A 15,913-nucleotide genomic window follows, 5' to 3' on the forward strand; every position below is an offset into this window, starting at 1 on the left:
CTGCCCCTTCATGCATCAGAAGCGGGCGCGGATGCCGCCATAGAAAGCGCGCCGTTCCAGCGGATAGAAACTCGCCTGCCCCATATATTGGACCACGGCGCTGATGTCGCCGATGGCGCGCTTTTGCGTCAGGTTGCGGGCGTCGAGGAAAAGGGTCACGCCGTCACTCACCTGCGCCTGCGCGCTGAGGTTCAGCATGGCATAGCCGTCAACTTTCTTCGTGTTGGCATAGTCGACCCATGCGCCCTGCGGCGCCCATTCGACCGAAGGGGAGATGCTGGCGCGATCCGTGCCCAGCCGCAGTTCGGCGCGATAGAAATGGCGCGGCACCACCGGCAGGCGATTGTCGCCATAGGTCGCGTCGTGGCGGAAACGGAAGTCGCTATATTGATACATCTGCCGCAGCGTCGCCCATGGCGCCAGCGTCAGGTCCAGCCCCGCTTCGATACCCTGGTGCCGCGTCCGGTCGGCGTTGAAGGTGAAGGGAGGAACGTCCGGATCGAGCACAAATTGCAGCATCTCGCCCTTCAGCGTGGCGCGGTAAAGGCTGATATCCCATGCCGCAATGCCGATGCGGCCACGCGTGCCGATCTCCGCCGTCCATGCCTTTTGCGCGCCGACCGGCGTGAAGCCCGGCGCACCGCCCAAAGGCGTCTGGCTGAGTTCGCCAAAGCCGGGCAATTCGACCGAGCGGCTGTAGTTCGCATAGACCTGCACGGCGCTCGCCGGCGCATAGAGCAGGCCGAATTTCGGGGCGAATGTGTCGAAATCCGCCTTGCCGCTGCGTTCGGGCAGGAAACGGTTGTCGATCTTGCGCGCGCCATGGGTGTAGAGGCCGCCCGCGATCAGCCACAAGTCCGTGACAGGCGCGACGCGCAATTCGCCATAGCTGTTGATCGTCTGCGCCTTCTGGATCGCATAGGCGGTCGGCGCGGCGCGCTTGCCGGAGATATTATCGAACTGCTTCGCGACGGTTCTGCCGAAACGTGCCTGACTGCCCAACGTCAGTTCCACCGGCAGTCCGCCCAGATCGCCCGCCCAGTCGAGGCTGGCGAAGACGCCGCGATCCTCGCTGTTCTGGTCGATCACCTGATATATGGGGTGATAGAGTTCCTTGGCGTTGTAGAAGGCACCGAACGCAATCCGGCCGCCATCGATCTGGACGGTGGTGCGGTTCTGGAGCCGGATCGAATCGATATTGCGCGCTTGATCGCCGGTGGAATTGCCCTTGGCCGGATGGTCGAGCGCATCGCCCTCCGTCAATGCCCCGGACAATTTCTGGCGGATGCTCTGGGCGCTGGCGTAGAAGCGGGTTTCGACCGTGTCGCTGAGCCGGAAGCCCACATTGCCGTTGAAGCGCAGCGCCTTGCGGCGACCATGGTCGCGGTCGCCATCGGAGCGGTCGGCGGTGATGGCGGCCCATGCGTCGGCGCGATCATCGGCATAGCCATAGCCCAGCTTGCCGCGCACCGTGTCGAAGGAGCCGCCGTCGATCCGCATGTCGATGCCGGGCGCGTTTCGTCCGGTCGGCGCGACCGCGTTGATCGCGCCGCCCAGCGTCGATCCACCCAGCCGCAGGGCGTTGGCTCCGCGATAGACCTCGATATGCTGGAAGATCTGCGGGTCGAGTTCCTGGAAATCGCCATTGTCGTCGGCGCTGTTGATCGGGATGCCGTCCTGCAACAGCGTCAGGCCGCGCATATGATAGCCACGAGACAGGCCAGAACCACGGATGGAGATGCGGACCTCCTGCCCGAAGCGCGGCTGGGTATAGACGCCGGGCGAGAAGCTCAGTGCATCGCGCAGGGAGACGGCGAGCTTGTCCTGATAGTCTTCGGCCGCGATGACATCCACGCCGCCAGGGGTGCGGGCAACCTTGGCCGCGGCTTCTTCTATGATCGGGCTGGCGGTGACGATGATACGTTGATCAGCTTCATCGGCGAAAGCCGGAACGGCGGAAAGAGCGCAGGCAATCGCGCAGAGCGACGCGCCACGGGTGCGGAAATAAAGGGTCATGGAAAGGGAAACCTTCTGAAAACATGTGCGTAAAGCGGCGCGTCAGGTCATCGCCCAACGCGCAACGGCATGGATTTTCAGAGGATGGATGGCGGTCCTGAAGACGGCGGTGGCGGCGCGGCCAGCCGGGCGATGAAACCCGTTTTGAGCGCGAAGGCGATCGGCCCGAACGCCAGTTGCCACGCGGGCAGCGGGACGTCCGCCAGCGCAAGCGGCGGAACCGTTGGCGTGGCGTTGGCTCCGGCGAAGGCGCAATGCTGCTGCATCATACCGTCATCGGCGGGCTGGTGATGCTGCTTCATCCGGCCCTGCGCCACGGAGTCGCGCTGCACCATGACCTTGACCGGGCCAGTGCCGGAACAGAGCGTCACGACGATGCCCTTTGCCGTCCGCACCGGCATGAAACCCGAAGGCGCGAGCAGCTGTATGGCAAAGACAAGCAATGCCAGCGCAGCCAACAGGCCCCGTGCATTATCCGATTGTCTGATTGCCCCCAACATCGTCCGCGCCTCTAACGAAGACAAAGGCTGCTGTCATCAGGACAAAGTGCCCAAGGCGCACGACATCCTAACCTTGACGTAAACGTAAAGTGATTATAGATAGCCGATATGGATCAACGAACCAGCATTGCCGGCATCGAATTACCGGATCAGGATGATCGGCAGACCTATAGCATCACCGATCTGTCGGATGAATTCGGCGTCACCGCACGCGCGCTGCGCTTTTATGAGGATGAAGGGTTGATATCGCCCGAGCGGCAAGGACTGTCCCGCATCTATTCGCGGCGAGACAGGGCGCGGCTGGCGTGGATTCTGCGCGGCAAGCGCGTGGGCTTCAGCCTGTCCGACATCCGCGAGATGATCGATCTTTATGACGCCGATGAGGAACATGAAGCGCAGCGGCGCGTCACTATAGCCAAGTGCAAAGCGCGCATCGACCTGCTCACCCGGCAAAAGGACGATATCGACGCGGCCATTATGGAACTGTCGAACTTCATCGCCACGATCGCCAGAGACTGATCCCCCACCCCTTTTGCAAACAGAACAAAATGTTCGGAGAAGATCATGCCCAGCTATTCCGCGCCTGTTCGCGACACCCGTTTCGTCCTCGACCATGTCGTGGGGCTGGATCGCCATGCCAATCTGCCGGGTTTTGAGAATGTGACCCCTGATCTGGTCGAAGCGATCCTGACTGAGGGCGGCAAGATAGCGGCCGAAGTGCTGTTTCCGCTGAACATGGTGGGCGACAAGGAGGGCTGCACCTGGCACCCGGATGGCAGCGTGACGACGCCGACCGGCTTCAAGGAAGGCTATGAGAAGTTCGTCGAGGGCGGCTGGACGACGCTGCACGCGCCTGCCGAGTTCGGGGGCCAGGGCATGCCCACGGTGCTGGCGACGGCGTTCAACGAATATGTGCTGTCGGCCAACCAGTCCTTCGAAATGTACCATGGGCTGACCACGGGCGCGATCGCGGCGTTGCTGGCGAAGGGCAGCGACGCGCTCAAGGCGACCTATGTGCCCAACATGGTGGCGGGCACATGGACCGGCACGATGAACCTGACCGAGCCGCAATGCGGCACCGACCTTGGCCTCATCAAGACCAAGGCCGTCCCCGCTGCCGACGGCAGCTATGCGATCACGGGCACCAAGATCTTCATTTCGGCGGGCGAGCATGACCTGTCGGAAAACATCATTCATCTTGTGCTGGCCAAGACGCCCGACGCGCCGGAAGGAACCAAGGGCATTTCCCTGTTCGTGGTGCCCAAGTTTCTGGTCAAGGATGACGGGACGCTGGGGGATCGCAATGCAGTGTCCTGCGGCTCCATCGAGCACAAGATGGGCATTCACGGCAACGCCACCTGCGTCATGAACTATGACGGCGCGACCGGATGGCTGGTGGGCGAGGAAAATAAGGGCCTGGCCGCCATGTTCATCATGATGAACGCCGCGCGTCTGGGCGTGGGTCTGCAAGGACTGGGCCAGGGCGAGATCGCCTTCCAGAACGCGGTACATTATGCGCGGGAACGGCGGCAGGGCCGCGCCCTGACGGGACCGAAGGAGCCAGAGGAAAAAGCCGACACGCTGTTCGTCCATCCCGACGTGCGCCGGATGCTGATGGAAGCCAAGGCGCTGACCGAAGGGCTGCGCGCCCTGATCCTGTGGGGCGCCTTGCAGGTGGACCTGTCGCACCACGCCGCGACCGAGGAGGAGCGCCAGCTTGCCGACGATCTGATCGGGCTGCTGACGCCGGTCATCAAGGGATACGGCACGGACAAGGGTTTCGACGTGACCGTTGCCTGCCAGCAGGTGTTCGGCGGCCATGGCTACATCTGGGAAAACGGGGTCGAGCAATATGTGCGCGACGCCCGGATCGCCCAGATCTACGAAGGCACGAACGGCATTCAGGCGATGGACCTTGTAGGTCGCAAGCTGCCGATGAACGGCGGGCGAGCCATGCAAGCTTTCCTGAAGATCGTGACGGGCGAAATCGCCGAGGCCAAGGGCGTGGAGAAGTTGGTGAGCTTTGCCGAGGCGCTGGAAAAGGCGACCCAGCAATTGCAGGCCGCGACCATGTGGCTGATGCAGAACGCCATGAAAAACCCCGACAATGCCGGGGCAGCAGCGCATCACTACATGCATATCATGGGGATCGTGGCGACAGGGCTGATGTGGCTCCGCATGGCGAAGGCGGCGAACGGCCTGCTGGAAGCAGACGAAGGGGACGCGACGTTCCTGGAGGCCAAGCTTGTGACGGCGCGCTTCTTCGCCGAACGGATCATGCCGGATGCGGGCGCGCTGCGGCGCAAGATCGAAGGCGGCGCGGACAGCCTGATGGCGCTGGACCCGGAGATGTTCCTGACCGCCTGATCGCTTGGCCGGAGAAAAAAATTGCTGTCGGGCAATGGAAGGGCGCGGCCGGATGGCTGCGCCCTCCCTCTTTCCATTTGACTTCCCGGCATCCGGACTCGATTGTCCGCAGCCATGATGCAAGGGGGCGGACAATCGGGCGGAACATTCCTGCCCGTCGTCTTGTCGCTATTGCTGGTTCAGCTCGCCTATGCCGCCATTCTGTTTCCCGGCGCCTTGGATCCCCGCCAGCGGCTCACGGTTTTCATGGCCCGACATGGGCTGACATCGGTCAGCATCGCCTATGGCGACCGGGATGAAATACCGCGAACGCTGACCATCCATTCCGATCCAGCCAAAATCTATCCTTATTACAGCCTGTCAAAACCCATCACCGCGGCGATGGTCATGGAACTGGCGAACCGGCATGTCCTGTCTCTGGACGAAGCAGTTGCGGGGACGTCGCCTCGCAACCTGATGCATCATGCGGGCGGGTGGGATCGGGCCATGGCTGGCGACCCTGTAACCCAGCGCCAGACCGACAATCGCTGCGTCGATATTCCTCCGCCGCCCAAACAGTTCGAACCGGGCACGCGGCAGGCCTATTCCAATATCGGCTATTGCATATTGGGCGCTCTGGTCGAACGCAGATCGGGCCTGCCCTTTGAAGACGCCGCGCGCAGGTTGATCCCGGCGACGCGCAACATGCGCTATGACGACTGGTTGGGACCGGCGGGCGGATGGTCCGGCACGGCGATGACCTATTGGCATTTCGCTGCCCAGCCGACGAACCCACTCATCATGGAAAGGCCGCTTTATGCCGGGGCGTCCTATTACGGATTGGGATGGAAAGTGTCGCGGGGCGGCTTGTCCCATTTCGGATTGTTCAAGGACAATTATGCCATCGTGCTGAAGCGCGGCCGACACGTTGTCGTTGCCTTGTTCGACGGCAATCCGGGTGACGGGCAAAAAGCGTTGGAAGAAGCCCGTCCCATGCTCCTGTCGCTTTAGAGTCCGCCCTGTCTCGACCGGACGGACTCTGGAGAGCGACCCATGCCCCTAACGCACTACGGCCCGCGTATAGAGGTGCCATGTCGCATAGCCGAGCACGGGCAGCACCACAGCCAATCCCACTAGCGCCGGAAGTGCGCCCAGCACCAACAGCGCAACGACGATGAGGCCCCAGATCGTCATCGTCACGGGATTGCGCCGGGCGACGCGAACGGACGTGCGGAGCGCCACGCCCCAGCTGACCGGCTTGTCGATCACCATGGGAAAAGACACGGCGCTGACCGCAAGTGTGGCGATGGCAAAGCAAAGGCCCGCCAGATTACCGAAGACAATCATGCTCCAGCCTTCCGGGGTCGTGAAAACCGAATGCAGGAATGCGCCGACAGAGCTGACTGCGTCCGCCCCCAGACGCCCCATAGTTCCTTGATAGATGAACCAGGCCGCCGCGATCCACGCCATGAACAGCGCCGCCGTGACGCTCGCAAGGTCGAACAATGCGGGTGCGGACGGACCACGCACGACATCCAGGAAATGCCGCCACCGCGTATCAAGCCCTGCCTCGCGCCGCCGCGCCAACTCATAAAAGCCGCTGGCGAAAAGCGGACCCAGCATGACCGATCCGGCCACCAGTGGGAAAATGAAGGGCAGCATGGACACCCGGCTGACCGAGAAAATCGCCAGCAGAACCACGATGGGATAGATGAAGCCGACAAAGACCAGATCGCCGCGCTTTGCCTGAAAATCCTCCCAGCCCTGTTTGAGCGCAATGCGAATGTCGCCCAGATCGAGGGCCCGGATTTCATAATTTTCCTGGGCGGATGCCAGTGGAGTTGGATGCACTATTGCCATGGTCGCTCTCCCGAAGGGGTGACCATGCAGGGCGTTGATTCATTTGTCCTTAGTCGGGACGCGCTGGGCCATTCATCCAGTTTCGTCTTCGGCAAGCGCCATCTCGGCATGAGGACCGCCTCATGGCCAATGACCGGCATGATACACCCTTGCGGGGGGAAGGGGCAAGGGTTGGAGGCGCGGCCCTATCCGGCGGCAAAGCCTGAATGATAGGCCACTGTCCCGGACGGCGCGGAGCCATCAAAACTGAGGCGCTGAAAATATTCGGCGGGTACATCGGGATAGTGTAGCGCGGGATCGCTTTCGAAACCGAGACGGCCATAATAAGCAGGATCGCCCAGGACCACGCATCCCTGCGCCCGATATTTTTGCAATTGCTCCAGCCCAGCGGCAATCAGCTTTTGGCCGATGCCGCGCTGCTGCCGGTCGGGACGGACGGCGACAGGGCCCAGCCCGAACCATCGCCCGGCGACACCGTCGATACTGACTGGCGAGAAGGCGACATGGCCCACGATCGCACCATCCTCTTCAGCTACGAGCGAGCATGTAAGGGCGCCGGCGTCGCGCAGCGCTTCGACGATGACAGCTTCCGTGCCGCTGCTGTGGAGAGCGCCGGCAAACGCCGCCGTCACGAGATGGCGAATGGCCATTTCATCGGAGGGGCGCTCGGATCGTATTTCCATGCTTACCGTCTAGCCCACCAAAGAGACGACGCCAACACACTCTGACGGCGCGCATATGGAAAGGGGGCGAGCTGCAGGCCCGCCCCCTTTGCGTTCTTCAGCCTTTGCAGGCGATCAGTAAACGCGCGCCTTGGGCTTGATATATTCCGCCTCGTCGGTGAGCGTATAGTCATGGACCGGACGGTAATCGAGGCTGACCTTGCCACCATTGCCGCCCCAACCTTCGAACCAGCTGACCGTATGCTTCATCCAGTTTTCGTCGTCGCGGTTCGGATAATCCTCATGCGCGTGGGCGCCACGGCTTTCCTTGCGGTTTTCCGCGCTGACCATGGTGCATACGGCCTGCGACATCAGATTGTCGAGCTCAAGCGTCTCGATAAGGTCGGTGTTCCAAATCAGCGAGCGGTCCGCGATGGATGCATCCTGAAGCCGCTTGTTGACCTCCGCCATTTTGGCGACGCCTTCGGACAGCAGCGCGCTGTCGCGGAACACGGCAGCATGCTTCTGCATGGTATGCTGCATTTCGAGGCGGATTTTCGCGGTGGACGAGCCGCCCTTGGCGTTGCGGAAGTGATCGAGGCGGCCCAGCGCCAGATCTGCCGAATCCTTGGGCAGCGGCCGATGCGCGCCGTTAGGCTTGATCGTTTCCTTGAGGTGCAAGCCGGTCGCCCGGCCGAATACGACAAGGTCGATCAGCGAATTGGAGCCGAGGCGATTCGCGCCATGGACCGACACGCAGGCCGCTTCGCCGACCGCATAGAGGCCCGGCACCACGACTTCGGGATCGTCGCCGACCTTTGTCACCACCTGGCCATGATAGTTACAGGGGATGCCGCCCATATTATAGTGGACGGTCGGCGTCACAGGCAGCGGCTGGCGGGTGAGGTCAACGCCCGCGAAAATCTTGCCGCTTTCGGTAATGCCCGGCAGACGCTCCGCCAGCACCTTGGGATCGATGTGATCGAGGTGCAGGAAAATATGGTCCTTGTTCGGGCCGACGCCGCGCCCTTCGCGCATTTCCATCGCCATGGAGCGCGATACCACGTCGCGGCTGGCGAGATCCTTGGCCGAGGGGGCATAGCGCTCCATGAAACGCTCGCCTTCGGAATTGGTGAGATAACCGCCCTCGCCGCGCGCGCCTTCGGTGATGAGCACACCCGCGCCGTAGATGCCGGTCGGGTGGAACTGCACGAACTCCAGATCCTGCAGAGGCAGGCCGGCGCGCAACACCATGCCGCCGCCGTCGCCAGTGCAGCTATGCGCCGAGGTGGCGGAGAAATAGGCGCGGCCATAGCCGCCCGTCGCCAGCACAACCGCCTGACTGCGGAAGCGGTGGATGGAGCCATCCTCCAGGCAAATGGCGATGACGCCCCGGCATTCCTTGCCGTTCGGGCCATCTTCCATGATGAGGTCAATGGCGAAATATTCGATGTAGAAGTCCGCATCATATTTCAGCGACTGCTGATACAGAGCGTGCAGCATGGCGTGGCCAGTGCGGTCCGCGGCGGCGCAGGTGCGCTGCACCGGCGGACCGGCGCCCATATTCTGCATATGGCCGCCAAAGGGCCGCTGGTAGATAGTGCCGTTATCGTTGCGGCTGAAAGGCACGCCGGCATGTTCCAGCTCGATCACGGCGGCGGGTGCTTCGCGCACCATATATTCAATCGCATCCTGGTCACCCAGCCAATCCGACCCCTTGACGGTGTCATACATGTGCCAGGTCCAGTGATCGGGCGAGTTGTTGCCAAGGCTCGCCGCGATGCCGCCCTGCGCCGCCACGGTGTGACTGCGGGTTGGGAACAGCTTCGTGATGCAGGCGGTCTTGAGGCCCGCTTCGGCGCTGCCCATGGTCGCGCGCAAGCCCGAACCGCCCGCACCCACAACCACGGTGTCATATGTGTGGTCGATGATCTTATAGGCTTCGGTCGACATTATGCGGCAGCTCCCATGAAGGCGATCTTCGCAATCGCGAAGATGCCGGCGGCCGCGCCGCCAATGGCGTAGAAGTTCAGGAGAAGAACGGACAGGAAGGCAAGGCCCTTGTCATGGACATAATCCTCCAGCATCACCTGCATCCCAAGACGCAAATGCCAGAAAATGCTGACGATCATCAGCATCATCGGCACCGCGACCAGCGGATTGGCGATCCAGTGCGTCACGCTTTCATAATCGAGGCCGGGCAGCGTCAGCAAGCTGAAGATCAGCCACAGGACGAGCAGCAGGTTGCCGACGGCGGTGTAACGCTGCGCCAGCCAGTGATGCGCGCCGTGCCGCGCCGAGCCAAGGCCACGAACGCGGCCGATTCCGGTTCCCGTTCCCATCAGAACTTACCCCCGCAGATATACACCCAGACAAGCGCCGTCACGACGACTGAACCGATCATCGCGGCGATCGACCAGCTCTTGTTCGTCTTCAACTCGTAACCCGCGCCCATATCGAGCACGAAGTGGCGAAGGCCGGAAAAGAGATGCTGGAAAAATGCCCAGGTCAGGCCGATCATGACGATATAGCCGATCGGCGAAGTCGCGCATTTGAGGAAGGTCGCATAGGCTTCCGGCCCGGTCGCCGCGGCAAGCAGCCACCAGACCAGCCCCAGCGCGCCGACGATGGCGAGGCCATTGCCGGTGATGCGGTGCAGGATGGAGATGGCCATGGCAGGCCCCCATTTCCATATCGTCATATGCGGCGAGAGCGGCCGGCTGGTGGATCGCGCCATGTCTACCCGTGTCCCTGATCTTTGTCCCTGGTTCCGCCCCCCTTAAGAGCGAACGCGGCGAAGGGCAAGGCACGGCGGAACGTGGCGCACGAAAGCTGGGATAAAGGATCGATTAACCAAAGCGGGCTATGCAGGCCGAGATGTGATCGCGCACCATTCAGGGACACCTTATTCTATGTCGTCTGCCGCAAACAGCTGGATCATCCAGGCCGATAATCTGGCCGAACTGGACCCCACCATCGGGCCTGAAGCGCTGGAAATATATGGGTTGATCGAAGATTCCCTCGATATCGTCGCGCAGACATTCTTCAATACCTATGCGGCCGAAGCGAAGTTGACCGAACATCTGTCGCCAGAAGCCCTGCGTAAGATCGAGGTCAGCACGCGTCACTATGTGCGGGAAAAGCTGTTGCGCTTCGATGCCGGGGAATGGGGTAACATCGCGACCGCTTGCGCCCGCCACGCGAGCAAGCATGACTTGCCCGTGGCCGCGGTGCTGGCTTCGATCGCGCGCGGCGATGAAAAGATCGCGGAGCTTGTCTGCGACCGCATCTGGGACGACAGGCCGCGCTGCCAAAGGCTGCTGCGGACGGTCAACCGCATGTCCATGATGAGCATCGGCATGATGAGCAACGCCATGGCGCAGGACATCGCCGATGCCCGGCGCACCGAGCGGATGCACTTTGGCGCCCTGTTCGAACAGCGAATCGTCGCCGAGATCGACAGCGCGTCGCATCTGGGCGAATCGCTACGCGAACAGGCCAAGGACGCATCCGCCGCCACGCGCGGCATGTTGGGCAAGGCATCCGAGGTCGCCGCCGCCGCCGAGCAGTCGGCGCTCGCCATGCGGGACGCAGCGCAGACCTCCGCCGGACTGATCCGCGCCATCGACGATGCCCGCGCCGAAGTGGAAAGCGCCGCGGATGTGGCGCAGCGGGCCGCCCAGCAGTCGAGCGACGCCGTCACCATGTCCGCAACCCTTTCCGAACATGCCAAGTCGATCGAATCGATCCTGGGCCTGATCCGCGACATTGCGGGGCAAACCAATCTGCTTGCGCTCAACGCCACAATAGAGGCGGCGCGCGCGGGTGATGCAGGGCGCGGATTCGCCGTCGTCGCGCAGGAAGTGAAGAGCCTCGCCAACCAGACCGCCCGGGCGACCGATGAAATCGCAGGCAAGATCGCCGACATTCAGACATCGACCAGCCAGTCCGTCCAGACCAACGAACGCATCCGCGACACGGTGGGCGAGGTGCAGACCAGCGCCCAGCGCATCCGTCACGCCATGGACTTGCAAGCCCAGACCGTGACCATGATAACGGCAGCCGTGGACGAGACCGCCCTTGCCGCCGATTCGATGTCGAGCACCATTTCGGCAATCCGGCAGGACACCGAAGTGGTCGCATCGGAAATCGACCAGCTTGAACGCGGCTTCATGACGGTGGAAGGCAAGTTGTCGGGCCTACGGGTCGCATCGTCGGACTTCAGCCGGCAGGTCGCTTAAGGAGCGGAGACGGCTGGTTGAATGAGGATTATAGGTGGATTGGAGACTATCCGCCTCCTTCCCTGTTCATCCTGGATAGGGGCCGAGCGAAATCGAAGAGGCTGGCGCATCCCTCATGTCCTTCGATACGTCCCCTCGACAAGCTCAGTGGCTGCTCAGGACGAACGGATGTGGGTTATGTCCATAAATGGCCGAAACCCGCCACATGAAACATAAGTCTGCGGACTCCATACGCCCAATACTTCCCCTCCCCTTATCCGTGCAGTAAGGCGGCGGCATGAACGATACCGCCGATCTCGTCCAAAGCTGGAAAGTCACGCTCCCCTGCACCCGCGCCGAGGCCGAGGCGCTGGAAAGCGACATTGCCGCCTTCTCGATGATGGATCGGCCGCCGGTGCTGATGACCAGCGAGGCGGAGCCGGACAATGACGATAGCTGGCGACTGGAAGCCTATTTCGAGGGCAAGCCCAGCGCCGCCGCGGTGAAGTTGTTGCGGACGCTGGTGCCGAGCGCTACGCGCATCAGGCCCGCGATCGAGCAACTGCCCAACGAAGATTGGGTGACGCTGAGCCAGCAGGGGCTGGAACCTGTCACTGCCGGGCGCTTTCATGTCCGCAACCTGCCCGGCGATCCCGAACTGCCCGGCCATGTCAACTTCCTGATCGGAGCCAGCCGCGCTTTCGGCACGGGCCAGCATGAGACGACCTCGGGCTGTCTGATGATGCTGGACCGAATGCACCGCGTAGGGATGCGGTTCCGCAACGTCGCCGATATCGGCACGGGCACAGGACTGCTCGCCTTCGCGGCGCTGCGCCTGTGGCCGCGCGCCCAGGCGACGGCTTCGGATATCGATCCGGTCGCAGTGGAGGTCAGCGCGGACAATGCGCGGGCCAATGGCGTGCGGCTGGGCGCGGTTGCCGGTCAGGTCATCCTGTGCACGGCGGCGGGCGCGGACCATCCCGTCATCACAGGGCGCGCGCCCTATGACCTCCTGATCGCCAACATCCTCGCGGGGCCGCTGATCGAACTGGCGCCATCGCTCTGCGCGCTGGTCGAAGAAGGTGGGACGATCGTGCTGGCGGGCCTATTGAAGGAACAGGCCGCCGCGGTGCTGGCGGCCTATCGGGCGCAGGGAATGCGGCTTGCCGAACGGAGCGACCGGGGCGACTGGCCGACGCTGCGGCTTCGCAAACGGCCGCGGATCGGTTGGAAGCGCCCGCGCCGCATCAACAGCGCGGAACGAGGCGAGGCTTGGGGATTTGGGAGTATCTGACCATGACAATTCAACGCCAGACCATTGTGCATGAAGGACCGGGCGGCCTATTCGAAAGCATGGCCGTGTTCGATGACGCCACGACCGGGACCGTGCCGGGCGTGCTGCTGTTCCCCAATGTGATGGGAACGAAGGAAGCGGATTTCGTCTATGCTGAAGAGGTCGCGGCATTGGGCTATGCCGTGCTGGTCGCGGATATCTTTGGGCAGGGCAATCGCACGACGCGGGCGGACGAGGATTTCGGGCGCTATATGAATGTCGTGAACAATGATCGCGCCCTGCTGCGCGATCGGGTGAACGCGGCGCATGATGTGCTTAAGGGGCGTGATGAGGTGGACGCTGCCCGGACGGCGGCGCTGGGCTTCTGCTTTGGCGGGAAATGCGTGCTGGATCTGGCGCGCAGCGGGGCCGACATTGCGGGCGGGGTGAGCTTTCACGGCGTCTATGACGCGCCATCCTTTCCCAATGCAGTCATCCGGGCGAAGCTGTTGATCTGTCACGGCTGGGACGATCCCATCGCGCCGCCTGAGGCAACCGTTGCGCTGGCAACGGAATTGACCGAGGCGGGATGCGACTGGCAGATCCATGCTTATGGCCAGACCGGCCACGCCTTTACAGACAAGTCGGTGCACATGCCCGACAAAGGCATGGCCTATAGCCCGCATGCAGACCACCGCAGCTTCCGGGCGATGAAGGATTTCCTGAGCGATCTGTTCGATTGAACGATTGGCAAACGACCGGTGACGGTCGTCACTTCATCGTCAACCTGAACTCGTTTAGCATGACGGCGTGCGATAAATCCCTAACGCACTCAAACCGGACAAACTCAAATCTCGTCGATCATCTCGGCCAGCACGGCAAGGCAATCCTTGCCCAACTGCATCGAGCGGGCGGGTGACCAGCCATAGTCAGCGTCGGGCAGGTCATCATTGTCCTTGAACGGCATTTCCAGCGTCATCGCCACCGCGCCGAAGCGTTCGGCAAGCTGGTTGGTGGACATGGACAGGTTCGCCTTCCCTTCCCCTGCGATGGGATAGCCGCGTTTCGTCTGGAAGTCGGGCGTGCGCACGGCCAGCGTGTCGCGATAGCGATGGAACAGACCCAACTGCCGGTCCGTGATCGACGGTATGCCTTCAAAGCCCGCAAGGAAAACGGCGGGAATGGCCTCGTCGCCATGCACGTCCATCGCGAAGTCGACGCCGCTTTCCTCCATCGCCGCGCGGACGAGGAAAACCTCGGGACTGCGCTCCATCAAAGGTTCGTGCCATTCGCGGTTGAGGTTCACGCCCGCCGCGTTGGTACGCAAATGCCCGCGCCGACTGCCGTCCGGGTTCATGTTGGGGACGATGTGGAAGGTCGCTTTCTGGCGGAGCAGGCGGGCCACGGCGTCCTCCTCATCCGTCAGGCGTTCCAGCGCGCCTTCCATCCACCATTCGGCCATGCTTTCGCCGGGATGCTGACGGGCATAGAGCCACACCTGCTTTGGGCCGTCCCCCAACGTCAAAAGATCGAGCGGTTGACCGTCGAGCGTCACTCCAAGCTCGCGATGGACGACACCCGGCTGGCAGGCCGCCCAGGCGATCAGATCATGATGACGCTCCATCGAATAGGGCGCGAAATAGGCGACCCAGACCGCGTTGCTATCCGGCGAGAGACGGATGGTGAGCGTGCCGTTCGCATAATCGGTATCGGCGAGCAGCCAATTTTCCCGATCCTCGCTGTAGCGCGCCTTATAGCCCTTCCAGCCATCGGGATAGGCCGATGACCCGCAATTGGTGATGGCCAGTTCCACGTCCCGTCCGGCGACGCCCGCCACGCGGAAGTGGAACCATTGATAGAAATCACTCTGATTGTCGCGGACAATCTCCAGCGTGGCGCGGACAGCCGCCGGCATGTCGTTGACAGAAAGAAGGCGAATATTGCCGCTGTCGAAAGCGCTCGAAATAGAGATGGTCATTTGACGGTTATAGTGCGGCCTGACTCGCCCGGATAGCCCTGGATCAACGCTGTCGCGAGCTTTCCGGCGGCAAGGCCGGGCTGCGCGGCGGGGCTGCCTTCGCGCGCTTCCGTCACGGCGCGGCCTTCCCAGACGGTGGTCGAATCGGAGCGGCGGCGGATCTGCACCTGGAGTTCGGTGGACACGATGTCCTTTGGCTTGCCCGACAGGTTGATGCCGATGCCTACGCCAAGGCCCGAATAGCCGCCGCTACCAACGCCGCCGCCTACGCCGACGCTGACGGGCTTGCCGCTGCGGTCATAGCCGGTAGGCCGAAAGCCCCGCCGAAAGGCGACCAGCGCGACATAATCGCTCTTCGCGCCTTCGGCGGCGGGGGTGAAGCCGACCTTCTGCAATTCCTGCTGCACCGCATTGGAATAGGTGCGATATTCCAGGCTGACATCCGGATTTCCGGGCATTTCCTCCACCGCAACGGTGCCGCTGCGCGCCGGATCGCCGACATGGAAACGCGTCACCTCCACCGGCGGCACAGCCGTCGCGCAGGCAGCCAGTGACAGGGCGAGACAGCAGGGAAGAACGATCTTTTTCAGCATGGATGCACTCCCAACAAAATATATGCCCTGACACGTTGCCACGCGGCGGATTCCTTCCCGGGCCGGGCCGGTTCCAGATGAACCCGGATCGGCTTCTTCTTTTTACTGTCATTTCCGAGTCGGCGGATGATTTCATCTGCCTGATAAATCACTCTAACGCATCAGCCACGGCTTTGCTGCATGCAGGATGAATGGCGGGAAAAGAGCGCTGCTCACCCTTGACTTTCGCCCTTCCCGCCCATAGGGGCAGCGCTTCGATTTTCCGATCATAAAGATTCATCAAAGGCTGGCTTCCATGAAGATCCGCAATTCGCTCAAGTCGCTCAAGGACCGTCACCGGGACAACCGCGTGATCCGTCGTCGCGGCCGCACCTATGTCATCAACAAGACCAACCGCCGCTTCAAGGCCCGCCAGGGCTAAACTAAAGCATCGCGCGGAAAAGTGGGCACCGGTTGTCCGTTTTA

Annotated in this window: 16 protein-coding genes; 7 read left to right on the forward strand and 9 right to left on the reverse strand. The window is 62.4% G+C overall.

Annotated elements, in window-relative coordinates:
- Positions 1–15: 15 nt before the first annotated feature.
- Positions 16–2,016: a TonB-dependent receptor domain-containing protein gene (locus tag LDB26_RS13000; protein WP_257538708.1), complete on the reverse strand. Its 2,001-nt coding sequence runs from the start codon at positions 2,014–2,016 to the stop codon at positions 16–18.
- Between the two features lie 77 nt (positions 2,017–2,093).
- On the reverse strand, positions 2,094–2,516 hold the full coding sequence (locus tag LDB26_RS13005; RefSeq protein ID WP_257538710.1) for a DUF2946 family protein: 423 nt from the start codon (positions 2,514–2,516) through the stop codon (positions 2,094–2,096).
- Positions 2,517–2,624: 108 nt separating this feature from the next.
- Here LDB26_RS13005 and LDB26_RS13010 point away from each other — a divergent pair, with 108 nt between their 5' ends.
- The 3 genes from LDB26_RS13010 (at position 2,625) to LDB26_RS13020 (ending at position 5,873) form a co-directional block, all read left to right on the forward strand.
- Positions 2,625–3,035, forward strand: coding sequence for a MerR family DNA-binding transcriptional regulator (locus tag LDB26_RS13010; protein ID WP_062067376.1), 411 nt, complete (start codon positions 2,625–2,627; stop codon positions 3,033–3,035).
- Positions 3,036–3,080: 45 nt separating this feature from the next.
- Entirely contained in the window at positions 3,081–4,883 is a 1,803-nt protein-coding gene (locus LDB26_RS13015) for an acyl-CoA dehydrogenase C-terminal domain-containing protein (RefSeq protein ID WP_257538712.1), read from the forward strand.
- A gap of 114 nt (positions 4,884–4,997) precedes the next feature.
- The gene (locus LDB26_RS13020; RefSeq protein WP_257538714.1) at positions 4,998–5,873 is read left to right on the forward strand and encodes a serine hydrolase; all 876 of its coding nucleotides are present in this window, start codon (positions 4,998–5,000) and stop codon (positions 5,871–5,873) included.
- Positions 5,874–5,921: 48 nt separating this feature from the next.
- On the opposite strand, the gene LDB26_RS13025 is transcribed toward LDB26_RS13020, so the two are convergent.
- From LDB26_RS13025 to sdhC, 5 genes are all read right to left on the reverse strand, one after another.
- Positions 5,922–6,722 (reverse strand): DUF2189 domain-containing protein, encoded by an 801-nt coding sequence (locus LDB26_RS13025; protein ID WP_257538716.1) that lies wholly within the window; start codon positions 6,720–6,722, stop codon positions 5,922–5,924.
- 185 nt (positions 6,723–6,907) lie between these two features.
- Complete coding sequence (locus LDB26_RS13030) at positions 6,908–7,405, reverse strand: GNAT family N-acetyltransferase (RefSeq protein WP_257538718.1); 498 nt, start codon at positions 7,403–7,405, stop codon at positions 6,908–6,910.
- 114 nt (positions 7,406–7,519) lie between these two features.
- Positions 7,520–9,337 carry a succinate dehydrogenase flavoprotein subunit gene (sdhA, locus tag LDB26_RS13035; protein WP_257538720.1) on the reverse strand — a complete coding sequence of 606 codons (1,818 nt, stop codon included), beginning with the start codon at positions 9,335–9,337 and terminating at the stop codon, positions 7,520–7,522.
- A complete protein-coding gene (gene sdhD, locus LDB26_RS13040; RefSeq protein ID WP_062067393.1) occupies positions 9,337–9,726 on the reverse strand; it encodes a succinate dehydrogenase, hydrophobic membrane anchor protein in 390 nt (129 codons plus the stop codon). The genes sdhA and sdhD overlap by 1 nt, the downstream gene beginning before the upstream one ends.
- A complete protein-coding gene (gene sdhC, locus LDB26_RS13045; RefSeq protein ID WP_062067396.1) occupies positions 9,726–10,121 on the reverse strand; it encodes a succinate dehydrogenase, cytochrome b556 subunit in 396 nt (131 codons plus the stop codon). The genes sdhD and sdhC overlap by 1 nt, the downstream gene beginning before the upstream one ends.
- Before the next feature lie 175 nt (positions 10,122–10,296).
- Between sdhC and LDB26_RS13050 the strand changes: the two genes are divergently transcribed.
- From LDB26_RS13050 to LDB26_RS13060, 3 genes are all read left to right on the forward strand, one after another.
- Positions 10,297–11,625: a methyl-accepting chemotaxis protein gene (locus LDB26_RS13050; RefSeq protein ID WP_062067398.1), complete on the forward strand. Its 1,329-nt coding sequence runs from the start codon at positions 10,297–10,299 to the stop codon at positions 11,623–11,625.
- A gap of 277 nt (positions 11,626–11,902) precedes the next feature.
- Positions 11,903–12,898 (forward strand): 50S ribosomal protein L11 methyltransferase, encoded by a 996-nt coding sequence (locus LDB26_RS13055; protein WP_257538721.1) that lies wholly within the window; start codon positions 11,903–11,905, stop codon positions 12,896–12,898.
- Between the two features lie 2 nt (positions 12,899–12,900).
- The gene (locus LDB26_RS13060) at positions 12,901–13,620 is read left to right on the forward strand and encodes a dienelactone hydrolase family protein (protein ID WP_257538722.1); all 720 of its coding nucleotides are present in this window, start codon (positions 12,901–12,903) and stop codon (positions 13,618–13,620) included.
- Positions 13,621–13,724: 104 nt separating this feature from the next.
- Here the strand turns inward: LDB26_RS13060 and LDB26_RS13065 are convergent, their stop codons facing one another.
- Together LDB26_RS13065 and LDB26_RS13070 are read right to left on the reverse strand one after the other, a co-directional pair.
- Positions 13,725–14,855 (reverse strand): M14-type cytosolic carboxypeptidase, encoded by a 1,131-nt coding sequence (locus tag LDB26_RS13065; RefSeq protein ID WP_062067407.1) that lies wholly within the window; start codon positions 14,853–14,855, stop codon positions 13,725–13,727.
- Positions 14,852–15,448, reverse strand: coding sequence for a DUF4136 domain-containing protein (locus tag LDB26_RS13070; RefSeq protein WP_257538723.1), 597 nt, complete (start codon positions 15,446–15,448; stop codon positions 14,852–14,854). Before LDB26_RS13070 ends, LDB26_RS13065 begins: the two co-directional genes overlap by 4 nt.
- Before the next feature lie 295 nt (positions 15,449–15,743).
- On the opposite strand from LDB26_RS13070, the gene ykgO reads away from it, so the two are divergent.
- Positions 15,744–15,869 (forward strand): type B 50S ribosomal protein L36, encoded by a 126-nt coding sequence (ykgO, locus tag LDB26_RS13075; RefSeq protein WP_003046794.1) that lies wholly within the window; start codon positions 15,744–15,746, stop codon positions 15,867–15,869.
- Positions 15,870–15,913: the final 44 nt, after the last annotated feature.

It is taken from the genome of Sphingobium sp. CFD-1 (assembly GCF_024611115.1).
Classification (GTDB): Bacteria; Pseudomonadota; Alphaproteobacteria; order Sphingomonadales; family Sphingomonadaceae; genus Sphingobium; species Sphingobium baderi_A.

What these genes read in the sequence shown, in the direction of transcription:
- LDB26_RS13000 (WP_257538708.1), bottom strand. Translation starts at nt 2,016, where the DNA reads ATGACCCTTTATTTCCGCACCCGTGGCGCGTCGCTCTGCGCGATTGCC.
- LDB26_RS13005 (WP_257538710.1), bottom strand. Translation starts at nt 2,516, where the DNA reads ATGTTGGGGGCAATCAGACAATCGGATAATGCACGGGGCCTGTTGGCT.
- LDB26_RS13010 (WP_062067376.1), top strand. Translation starts at nt 2,625, where the DNA reads ATGGATCAACGAACCAGCATTGCCGGCATCGAATTACCGGATCAGGAT.
- LDB26_RS13015 (WP_257538712.1), top strand. Translation starts at nt 3,081, where the DNA reads ATGCCCAGCTATTCCGCGCCTGTTCGCGACACCCGTTTCGTCCTCGAC.
- LDB26_RS13020 (WP_257538714.1), top strand. Translation starts at nt 4,998, where the DNA reads ATGATGCAAGGGGGCGGACAATCGGGCGGAACATTCCTGCCCGTCGTC.
- LDB26_RS13025 (WP_257538716.1), bottom strand. Translation starts at nt 6,722, where the DNA reads ATGGCAATAGTGCATCCAACTCCACTGGCATCCGCCCAGGAAAATTAT.
- LDB26_RS13030 (WP_257538718.1), bottom strand. Translation starts at nt 7,405, where the DNA reads ATGGAAATACGATCCGAGCGCCCCTCCGATGAAATGGCCATTCGCCAT.
- sdhA (WP_257538720.1), bottom strand. Translation starts at nt 9,337, where the DNA reads ATGTCGACCGAAGCCTATAAGATCATCGACCACACATATGACACCGTG.
- sdhD (WP_062067393.1), bottom strand. Translation starts at nt 9,726, where the DNA reads ATGGGAACGGGAACCGGAATCGGCCGCGTTCGTGGCCTTGGCTCGGCG.
- sdhC (WP_062067396.1), bottom strand. Translation starts at nt 10,121, where the DNA reads ATGGCGCGATCCACCAGCCGGCCGCTCTCGCCGCATATGACGATATGG.
- LDB26_RS13050 (WP_062067398.1), top strand. Translation starts at nt 10,297, where the DNA reads ATGTCGTCTGCCGCAAACAGCTGGATCATCCAGGCCGATAATCTGGCC.
- LDB26_RS13055 (WP_257538721.1), top strand. Translation starts at nt 11,903, where the DNA reads ATGAACGATACCGCCGATCTCGTCCAAAGCTGGAAAGTCACGCTCCCC.
- LDB26_RS13060 (WP_257538722.1), top strand. Translation starts at nt 12,901, where the DNA reads ATGACAATTCAACGCCAGACCATTGTGCATGAAGGACCGGGCGGCCTA.
- LDB26_RS13065 (WP_062067407.1), bottom strand. Translation starts at nt 14,855, where the DNA reads ATGACCATCTCTATTTCGAGCGCTTTCGACAGCGGCAATATTCGCCTT.
- LDB26_RS13070 (WP_257538723.1), bottom strand. Translation starts at nt 15,448, where the DNA reads ATGCTGAAAAAGATCGTTCTTCCCTGCTGTCTCGCCCTGTCACTGGCT.
- ykgO (WP_003046794.1), top strand. Translation starts at nt 15,744, where the DNA reads ATGAAGATCCGCAATTCGCTCAAGTCGCTCAAGGACCGTCACCGGGAC.